We start from the raw sequence: 9,950 nt of genomic DNA, 5'->3' as shown, positions 1-9,950 counted from the left end.
AGATGTGTATACGCGACAGGGCCGCGCCTGCTTGCGCGCGGCGCGGACCAGCGGGGGGAGCGCGTTACGACTTCTTCGGATCCTTCGGCGCCGGTTTCTGCGCCGGCGCGGGAGCCGGCCGGCCCGGACCGGCCGCGTGCATGTCCGCGCGCATATCGGCATGCTGCGGCTGCGGGTGGCCCGCCATCGTCGGGGCGGGGCTCGGCGGCTGTCCGTGACCGGCCATCATCGGCCCCGGCGCCGGGCCGCCCGGACGCCCGAGCGGCGGATGCGCGCCGCCGGGGTGTCCTTCGCCCGGACGCTCGCCGCCGAACCCATGCGCCGGCAGATGGCCGTCATGGCTCGCCATCACGTGATGCAGCTCGTCGCGGCGATGAAACACCTCCGCGCGACGATCGCCATGCGCATAGAACTGACGATGCCGGATGCCGTCCGGGCCGGCCGCCCAGATATAGGTATCGCCGCCGACGATCACGACGTCGCGATCGACCACATTGGCGACGTACACATCGGCCGGCATCGGCTGATAGACGGGCTCGACGACGACGGCCGGCGGCGGCGTCAGCGCGCTGACGATCACCTGGTTGACGCGGTTCGGATCGATCACGAGCTGACCTTGCTCGTTGGTCGCGCAGCCCGCCAGCAGGGTCGCGCCCGCAGCCGACGCCAGTAATGCCCTGGTAATGGTATTCAACTTCTTTCCCCGGTTTGTATTGATTATTTGTCGAACGACGGTTTATTAACGACCGGGACTTAATGTTCTTGATATGCGAATCTGGATTGATGCGGATTCAATCATTACGCCGTGTTACAACACAAAAGCAATTGGCCGGACGGGCAAAGCGGATTTTATGCACTCGGAATGAATTAAAACAAAACCGGCTTGCCTGTTTGATCTGCGCGCGACAAGCCGGGCAATGCGCGGCGCGTGCCGCGTTATTGCCTGATTCAATTGAAAAAGTGCGGTGAAGCGGAGGGAATTTTCAATGCGCGGCCAAGCCCGCATATGGGTTGAAAGGCAAGCCTGCGCGCGAGCCTAATTGCCGCCCGCCTTACCGTCTTTAGAACCGGCCTCGTCCCAGTTCATCCGGTGGCGCTTCACGGTCTCGGTATGGCGCGTATCGTCCTCGGTGTGCAGATAAAGACTGGTCGTATTCAGCGACACGTGGCCGAGATTGTCGCGGATCGTGCGCAGATCGACGCCGCCGTCCGCCTGGTGCGAGCCGGCCGTATGGCGCAGCCAGTGCGCGGACGCGCGTTCGAGTTCGTCCGCGCGATCGGCGAATTCCGGCCCGCGCGCGCGCAGCCACGTCGCCGCGCCCGCGAAGATGCCCTTGATCGCGTCGTGAATCGCCGAGCGCGACAGGCAGCGGTTGCGGCCCTTGAACGGCAGCACCAGCGGGGTGTCCTCGGAGCGGCCCGGCAATGCGGCGAGCCCGTTCGTGGTCCGGTAGCTGCGCAGCTCCTGGATCAGCTCGCCCGACACCGGCACGATCCGCTCCTTGTCGCCTTTACCGAGCGTCTCCAGCCACCATTGATCCTGCCCGTCGGCGCCGAGCCGGCGAAAGAACTGGCCCATCTGCCCGCCGGCGACTTCCGAAATGCGCATCCCCTGCAGATAGAACAGCGTGCTCAGCCAGCGGCAGCGCGCGTAGTACGCGCGTTGCGCATCGCTGTCGCGCGGCAGTTGTTCGACGAACAGTTTGACCTCGTCCCACAGCGAGATCGACAGATAACGCGTGACGCGCGGCGCGGAGCGCTTCGCGCGCTGCCGCAGCAGCGCCATCGGATTGCCGCGCAGATAGCCGGCGTTGACGAGCCACGTGAACATCGCGTTCAGGATGATCAGCGCCTGGCGCTGGCTGGCCGCCGACAGCGGCCCGTTGAACGGCCGCCAGCGCTCGTCGCCGCGCGCGAACTTGCCGCCGGTGGCCGACACCCAGCGCGCGGCCGGCTGCGGATCGGCGATGAACGCCTTGAACAGCAGCAGGTCTTCATGGGTTAGCGACGACAGCGGCTTGCCGAGCTGCACGACCGCCCACAGCAGCAGCCGCTCGGCTTCCTTGCGGTAGTTGTCGAAGGTAGTCTTGGTGTCGGCGTAATTGGACAGCCATGCGCGCACCGCGTCGAGATCGTTGCGGGCCGACAGTTGGGAGTTTTCGAGCGCCCCGCGATTGGTGCCGTCGCGGCCGTCGAGCAGCTCCGGCACGACGAGCGATTCGACGGGCCGGACGGTGGCGAGCTCAGCGTGAGAATCGACGTGAGAAGCGGCTTGGGACACGATTGGTAAAACTCCTTGGGGCCGACGCACAACCATCTTTCTGCTGGCGAAACGCGAAACCCTATCACACAGCGGACTGCGCCAGGCGCAAATCGGCGACTCACACTCGGGCTTAAGCGCACGATCCGGCAATCCGCTTTACAGTGTCAGCCGCTATCGCGTGGGTGGGCCGTCAGCCATAGTCGGCAACTATGATACGGATTACCGTATTCAATTCTATTGAAGTTTGGACTCGCCTATATTCGAATACGATTAGCCCGCGGCTGATGCTATCCGACGGACACGCCAATAAAATTTCCCACGAACCAGGATCCGCCCACGATGAATTAACTCAACAGTCACTAACTTCGCATAAGCGCACTGCCGAATATTCATCGCGTTGGCAGGCCTGCAGAATCGTTAAATTGCCATCTGGGCGACGCATCATGGCGATGCCCAGCAAGTGTCTTGCAGAGGATCGGAGTCCAGCGGCGCGGTAGCCGTTCCGATCGATAACGGAGACATCCTCCAAAGGAGAGAACGCATGTCAAACGAAGCAAAGTGCCCGTTCGTCCATTCCGCCGGCGGCGGCACGACCAACCGCGACTGGTGGCCGAAACAGTTGCGCCTAGATCTGCTGAGCCAGCATTCGAACCGCTCCAACCCGCTCGACAATAATTTCGATTACGCCGAGGCCTTCAGGAGCCTCGACTTCGCGGCGCTCAAGAAGGACCTCGCCGAACTGATGACCGACTCGCAGCCGTGGTGGCCGGCTGACTTCGGTCACTACGGCCCGCTGTTCATCCGCATGGCGTGGCACAGCGCCGGCACCTACCGGATCGGCGACGGCCGCGGCGGCGCAGGGCGCGGCCAGCAGCGGTTCGCGCCGCTCAACAGCTGGCCCGACAACGTCAGCCTCGACAAGGCGCGCCGGCTGCTGTGGCCGATCAAGCAGAAATACGGCCAGAAGATTTCGTGGGCCGACCTGCTGGTGCTGACCGGCAACGTCGCGCTCGAAACGATGGGTCTGAAGACCTTCGGTTTCGGCGGCGGCCGCGAGGACACGTGGGAACCGGATCAGGACGTCTACTGGGGCAATGAAAAGACCTGGCTGGGCGGCGACGTGCGCTACGGCAAGGGCGCGGCCGGCAAGGACGACGACGAAGGCGTGATCGTCGCGGATGAGGAAATCCACGGCAAGGAACAAAGCCGCACCGACCCGCCGGGCCGCAATCTGGAAAACCCGCTCGGCGCGGTGCAGATGGGCCTGATCTATGTGAACCCGGAAGGTCCGGACGGCAACCCCGATCCGCTCGCCGCCGCGGTCGACATCCGCGAAACCTTCGCGCGGATGGCGATGAACGACGAGGAAACGGTCGCGCTGATCGCCGGCGGCCATACGTTCGGCAAGACGCACGGCGCGGGCCCGGCGGATAACGTCGGTCCGGAACCGGAAGGTGCCGGTCTCGAACACCAGGGGCTCGGCTGGAAGAACAGCTTCGGCACCGGCAAGGGCGGCGACACCATCACCAGCGGTCTCGAAGTCACGTGGACCGCGACGCCGACCCAATGGGACAACAGCTTCTTCGAAACCCTGTTCGGCCACGAGTGGGAACTGACGAAGAGCCCGGCGGGCGCCAACCAGTGGGTCGCGAAGAACGCCGAGGCGACGGTGCCGCACGCGCACGACCCGTCGAAAAAACTGCTGCCCACGATGCTCACGACCGACCTGTCGCTGCGCTTCGACCCGATCTACGAAAAGATCTCGCGGCGCTTCCTCGCGAACCCCGACCAGCTCGCCGATGCGTTTTCGCGCGCATGGTTCAAGCTCACGCACCGCGACATGGGGCCGGTCGTCCGCTATCTCGGCCCGGAAGTGCCGTCCGAAGAACTGCTGTGGCAGGATCCGATTCCGGCCGTCAAGCATGCGCTCGTCGACGACAAGGACGTCGCCGCGCTGAAGCAGAAGGTGCTCGCGTCGGGGCTGTCGGTCGCGCAACTGGTGGGCACCGCGTGGGCGTCGGCATCGACGTTCCGTGGCTCGGACAAGCGCGGCGGCGCTAACGGCGCGCGGATCCGGCTCGCGCCGCAGAAGGACTGGGAAGCGAACCAGCCGGCCGAACTGGCGAAGGTGCTGAAGGTGCTCGAAGGGATCCAGAGCGAGTTCAACGGCGCGCAGTCGGGCGGCAAGCAGATCTCGCTGGCCGATCTGATCGTGCTGGCGGGCGGCGCGGGCATCGAGAAGGCGGCCAAAGACGCCGGCCAGCAGATCACCGTGCCGTTCTCGCCAGGCCGTGGAGATGCGTCGCAGGATCAGACCGACGTCGAATCGGTCGGCGCGCTCGAACCGGCCGCCGACGGCTTCCGCAACTATCTGCGCGGCGGGGTGCGGGTGCCGGCCGAAAAGCTGCTGATCGACAAGGCCCAGCTGCTGACGCTGACGGTGCCGGAAATGACCGTGCTGATCGGCGGTCTGCGCGTGCTGAACGTGCACACCGGCAGCGAGTCGCATGGCGTGCTGACGGACAAGCCCGGCACGCTGACCAACGACTTCTTCCGCAACCTGCTCGACATGGGTACGGAATGGAAGCCGTTGTCGGCAGCCGCGGACGTGTTCGAAGGCCGCGATGCGAAGACCGGTCAGAAGAAATGGACCGGTACCCGCGTCGATCTGGTGTTCGGCTCGAACTCGCAGCTGCGTTCGCTGTGCGAGGTGTATGCGAGCGGCGATGCGCAGGAGAAGTTTGTGCGCGACTTCGTGGCCGCGTGGACCCGCGTGATGAACCTCGACCGCTTCGACCTCGCCTGAGCGGTAGCGTGACAGCTGCCGTTTTCGTGCAGTTGTCGCCGGGCGCGCGGCGCTAGTCACTAGTCGCTCGCCCGGCAGCGATGCCTGGTACCAAACGGTGCGATTGCCGGTAACCCGGCGAGCGCACCGTTTTTTTATGGCGCGCAGCTAGCGTCAGCGAAATAAAAAATCGCCAACAGGGGTAGGAGAAAAAATAGAAATGACGACGTCGACATCGACATGAGCGGCGAGCCCTGTCCGTATCCGGTCGTCGCGATGCTCGAAGCGATGCAGGCGTTGCCGCGCGGCCAGGTGCTGGAAGTGCTGGCGGACTGCCCGCAGTCGATCAACAGCATTCCCGCCGACGCGACCCGCGCCGGTTATCGGGTGCTCAAGGTCGAGCAGCAGGGACCGACGATCCGCTACTGGATCGAATGTTGATGTTTTCTTCCACGTAGCGAGGCATTTCGCCGCTACCGTTGATCGGCATCGTTTATCGAGAAGGGATCGGATAAAGAACAAAACAGCTTTTGGGGGTTTCGGACCTGTCTTATTTCGGTCGGGGGCGTGACAGTCCAGAATCGCGTCGCTGCTTAAAGCGGCGACCCTTTCTACCCCCAAGGCTAAAACATGTCGAAAAAACACCTTCTCGCAGCCGCGCTGGTAACTCTTCCGGTTCTCAGCTTCGCTGCGTCCACCAACACCATCAACTTCCAGGGCGAAGTCTCCGATCAGACCTGTTCGGTCGCGATCAACGGCAACGCCGCCAATCCCACCGTTCTGCTGCCGACGGTCTCCGCCGCCTCGCTCGCCACCGCCGGCGAAACCGCGGGCCTGACCACGTTCTCGATCGGTCTGTCGGGCTGCATGGCGCCGACCACCACCGCGCAGGCCGCCAGCACCGTGTTCGTCGGCAATCAGGTGACGACCGCCGGCAACCTCGGCAACACCGGCACGGCCACCAACGTCGCGCTGCAACTGGTCGACCCGCAAACCCCGGGCACCCCGTTCGATCTGAGCGGCGTGAACGGCTACGCGGCACCGGGTCTGAGCATCGCGGTCGGCGCGACTTCCGCCAGCTATGACTACGGCGTCCAGTACATCACCGAAACCGGCAGCGCAACGGCCGGCTCGGTGCTGGGCAGCGTGCAGTACTCAGTTAGCTACCAGTAACGCAGGTAGTCCGATCGCGCGGGTCTGTCCGGCCCGCACGATTCGCATTACGAACTAATTCCCCAGCGGCAGGGGCTGCCGCGAATTTCTCAAAAGTGTTCCGATGAACCAGCGAATTCGAGTACTGGCGCTCCTTCTTGCGCTCGTGTCGGGCAGTGCCGCCGCGAGTGTCGTGATTCCCCATACGCGGGTGATCTATTCAGGCGATGCGCGCGAGCAATCGCTGCAGTTCACCAACGAAGACGATAGCCCGAGCGTGATGCAGGTATGGATCGACAGCGGCGATCCGAACTCGACGCCCGAGAAGGCCGATGCGCCGTTCGTCGTGACGCCGCCGGTGTTTCGCATCGAGCCGAAGGCCGGGCAGATGGTGCGCGTCATGTTCACCGGCAGCGCACTGCCGCAGGACCGCGAATCGGTGTTCTATCTGAACACGCTGCAGATTCCGTCGCAGCGCGCCGAGTATGCGGACAAGAATCAGATGCTGATCCTGCTGCGAAACCGTCTGAAGCTGTTCTATCGGCCGACCGGGATCGCGGGCAACGCGGCCGACGCGCCGGGCAAGCTGACGTTTCGCGTCGACGCGAAGCGCGGCGCGCCGCAACTGGCGGTGAGCAATCCGGCCGGCTATTACGTGACGGTGCTGAGCGGCACGGTCACGTGCGGCGCGACGAGCGCGACGTTCAAGGGCGACATGCTGAGCCCGCGCGGCGACGCGACGTGGCCGCTGAGCGGCGGCTGTGCCAATGCCAGCCAGGCCCGCTCGGTCAGCATCGAGTACGTCGACGACTACGGCGCGATCCGCAAACTCGAGCGCTCGCTGGAGAGTGGCAGCCAGGTGCGCTAGGTGGGCGTACGTGCACGGGGGCGCGCGTCCGGCTCCGGACACCTGCCGCGCCATGTTCCGCTCGCGCTGCTGGTCGCGGCGCTCGGCAACGCGTGGGCCGTCGAGGCCGCGCCGGTCGCGACGGCGGCATCGGGCGAGCCCGCTCGCGCGAGCGCCGGCGATGCTCCCGAGGCGGCCGGCGACGACGCGTACCGCTTCGACAGCCGATTGCTGCTCGGCTCGCCGCTGCGCGTGACCGATATCGAGCGCTTCAACAAGGCCAATACGACCGAACCCGGCACCTATGAAACGGACCTCTACGTCAACGACGTGTTCTTCGAGCGGCGCACGATCGAATTTCGCAAGAGCGCGAACGCGCAGGTTCAGCCGTGTCTGAGCGACACGCTGCTCGACGCAGCCGGAGTGCTGGTCGGCAAAGGCGATGACGCGCGCGGTGTGCGCGCGGCGGCGGAAGAGACCGGTGCGGACAGTGCGCAGGCCCCCGCGGCGGCTGATACCACCGCGGATCACACCTGCGTCGCGCTGAGCGAACGCGTGCCCGGCGCGAACGCGAGCTTCGATCAGGCGCGGCTGCGCCTGAACCTGACGGTCCCGCAGGCACGGATGAAACAGGTCGCGCGCGGCTCGGTGGATTTCAGCCAGCTCGACGCCGGCACCACCGCCGCCTATTTCAACTACGACACCAACGCGTACACGTCATCGTCGTACGGGATTCGTTCGGACTCCCTGTATACCGGCATCAACGCCGGCCTGAACGTCGGGCTGTGGCGCTTTCACGAGCAGGCCGCCTATACGTGGTCCGGCAGCGGCGGCGCGCATCAGAGCAGCTGGAACAATATCCGCGCGTACGCGGAGCGGCCGCTGCCGCAACTGAACAGCCAGATCACGCTGGGGCAAAGCTTCACCGGCGGCAACCTGCTCAGTTCGGTTGGCTACACGGGCGTGCACCTCGAAACCGACGACCGCATGTTGCCCGAGTCGATGCGCGGCTACGCGCCGGTCGTCAACGGCGTCGCGCGCACCAATGCGCGCGTGATCGTCAGCCAGAACGGCAACATCATCTACCAGACCTCGGTCGCGCCGGGCCCGTTCGCGATCCGCGATCTGAATCCGACCAGCTACCAGGGCGATCTGTCGGTTCAGGTGGTCGAAGCGGATGGCCAGGTCTCGACGTTCTCGGTGCCGTTTTCGGCGCTGCCCAATTCGTTGCGGCCAGGCGTGTCGCACTACAGCTTCACCGCCGGCCAGGTGCGGCAGGTCGAGGGCAGCAGCGCGAAGTTCGTCGATCTGACTTACGAGCGCGGGCTGACCAACCTCGTGACCGCGAACGGCGGCCTGCGCGTGTCGGATCGCTACCAGTCGGTGCTGGGCGGCGTGGTGCTCGGCACCCGCGCGGGCGCGTTCGGCGCGAACCTCGCGTGGTCGAATGCGCGCGATGCGAACGGCCAGCCGGTCAACGGCTGGCGCAGCTCGCTCAACTACAGCCACACGATCCAGCAGACCGGCACCACGCTCGCGCTGGCCGGCTATCGCTATTCGACCCGCGGCTACCGCGATTTTCTCGATTCGATCGGCTCGCAGGCCGCCGCGGAGCGCGGCGACGCGTGGAGTTCGACGACCTACCAGCAGCGCGACCAGGCGACCGTTAACATCAATCAGACGCTCGGCGATTACGGCGCGCTGTCGCTGTCCGGCGCGTTGACCAGCTATTACGGCGGGCGTCCGCGCGATACGCAGTTCCAGTTCAGCTACAACAATCACTACCGCGCGATCAGCTACAACCTGTCGTTCATCCGCCAGAAGTCGAGCGCGCTGTACAGCACCGGCATGCCGAATCTGGTCGCGGGCAACAGCCCGACGGTGACGTCGGCGGATTCGTCGAATTTGTACATGCTGACGGTCTCGATTCCGCTCGGCAATAGCGCGTCGGTCTCGGGCAGCGTGGCGAGCGGCACGCGCCAGGGCACCTCGCTGCAAGCGTCGGTGAGCGGCACCGTCGACGACGCGAAGACGCTCAGCTACGGGCTCAGCGCGTCGGCGCAGACCGACAACGCGGCCCGCACCGCGAGCGCGAACCTGCAGAAGAATTTCTCGAGCGTCACCGCCGGCGGCAGCTATTCGCAGGGCAACGGTTTCTGGCAGGCGGGCGTGAATGCGCGCGGCGCGGCGGTGCTGCATCCGGGCGGGCTCACGCTCGGCCCGTATGTCAGCGATACGTTCGGCGTCGTCGAGGCGAAGGGCGCGGAAGGTGCGCAGGTGCGCAACGGGCTCGGCGCGAAGATCGACCGCTGGGGTTTCGCGATCGTGCCGTGGCTGACGCCGTACCAGTACAACGACGTCGCGCTCGACGCGAAGGGCATCAACCAGAACGCGGAGCTGACCACCAATCAGCTGCGGGTCGCGCCGTACGCGGGCTCGATCGTGCGGCTGCGCTTCGATACGCGCACCGGCCACGCGCTGCTGATCGAAGCCACCCAGGCGGACGGCACGCCGTTGCCGCTCGGCGCGAACGTGCTCGACGGCGATGCGCATGGCGCGGTGATCGGCGTGGTTGGACAGGGCGGCCTGGTGTACGCGCGGGTGCCGAAAGAAGAGGGCACGGTGACGATCAAATGGAGCGACGACGAAGGCGGCACGTGTTCGCTGCCGTATCGGGTCGCGAAAGAGGATCGGCAGGCGCCGCTGATTCGGGTCGAAGGCGCGCGCTGCGTGGCGCCGGCGAGTTCGCTGCAGGCGCTAAACGACGCGGGCGGCAGCGGCAGCCACTAGCTGCCGGCAATGGCCACACGAGTGGCCACATCGGCCGCCTCCCGCTAGCGGCGGGCACAGCGGCGTGATCGATAGTTGAGCAACGCCTGACAACAACCGGGCGACGAGTGACG

The 9,950-nt window shown here is 65.5% G+C and carries 7 protein-coding genes; 5 read left to right on the top strand and 2 right to left on the bottom strand.

Annotation, left to right across the window (positions count from 1 at the left end):
- Window positions 1-64: 64 nt before the first annotated feature.
- Window positions 65-694, bottom strand: coding sequence for a hypothetical protein (locus BTH42_RS12680; protein ID WP_256702000.1), 630 nt, complete (start codon window positions 692-694; stop codon window positions 65-67).
- A gap of 342 nt (window positions 695-1,036) precedes the next feature.
- Window positions 1,037-2,281: a tyrosine-type recombinase/integrase gene (locus BTH42_RS12675; RefSeq protein ID WP_075299701.1), complete on the bottom strand. Its 1,245-nt coding sequence runs from the start codon at window positions 2,279-2,281 to the stop codon at window positions 1,037-1,039.
- A gap of 523 nt (window positions 2,282-2,804) precedes the next feature.
- Here BTH42_RS12675 and katG point away from each other — a divergent pair.
- The 5 genes from katG (at window position 2,805) to BTH42_RS12650 (ending at window position 9,837) form a co-directional block, all read left to right on the top strand.
- Window positions 2,805-5,069 carry a catalase/peroxidase HPI gene (katG, locus tag BTH42_RS12670; protein WP_075299699.1) on the top strand — a complete coding sequence of 755 codons (2,265 nt, stop codon included), beginning with the start codon at window positions 2,805-2,807 and terminating at the stop codon, window positions 5,067-5,069.
- Between the two features lie 168 nt (window positions 5,070-5,237).
- Window positions 5,238-5,489 carry a sulfurtransferase-like selenium metabolism protein YedF gene (gene yedF, locus BTH42_RS12665; RefSeq protein ID WP_256702001.1) on the top strand — a complete coding sequence of 84 codons (252 nt, stop codon included), beginning with the start codon at window positions 5,238-5,240 and terminating at the stop codon, window positions 5,487-5,489.
- A gap of 189 nt (window positions 5,490-5,678) precedes the next feature.
- Window positions 5,679-6,221 (top strand): fimbrial protein, encoded by a 543-nt coding sequence (locus BTH42_RS12660; RefSeq protein WP_075299695.1) that lies wholly within the window; start codon window positions 5,679-5,681, stop codon window positions 6,219-6,221.
- A 103-nt stretch (window positions 6,222-6,324) separates the two neighbouring features.
- Window positions 6,325-7,068 (top strand): molecular chaperone, encoded by a 744-nt coding sequence (locus tag BTH42_RS12655; RefSeq protein ID WP_075299693.1) that lies wholly within the window; start codon window positions 6,325-6,327, stop codon window positions 7,066-7,068.
- The gene (locus tag BTH42_RS12650; protein WP_083654767.1) at window positions 7,069-9,837 is read left to right on the top strand and encodes a fimbria/pilus outer membrane usher protein; all 2,769 of its coding nucleotides are present in this window, start codon (window positions 7,069-7,071) and stop codon (window positions 9,835-9,837) included.
- Window positions 9,838-9,950 lie beyond the last annotated feature (113 nt).

The sequence above is a fragment of the Burkholderia sp. SRS-W-2-2016 genome, from assembly GCF_001931485.1.
Classification (GTDB): domain Bacteria; phylum Pseudomonadota; class Gammaproteobacteria; order Burkholderiales; family Burkholderiaceae; genus Paraburkholderia.
This window is presented reverse-complemented; position numbering and strand designations above follow the sequence as displayed.

Excerpts from the sequence above, each read along its gene's own strand:
- BTH42_RS12655 (WP_075299693.1), top strand. The coding sequence starts at position 6,325 with ATGAACCAGCGAATTCGAGTACTGGCGCTCCTTCTTGCGCTCGTGTCG.
- BTH42_RS12660 (WP_075299695.1), top strand. The coding sequence starts at position 5,679 with ATGTCGAAAAAACACCTTCTCGCAGCCGCGCTGGTAACTCTTCCGGTT.
- katG (WP_075299699.1), top strand. The coding sequence starts at position 2,805 with ATGTCAAACGAAGCAAAGTGCCCGTTCGTCCATTCCGCCGGCGGCGGC.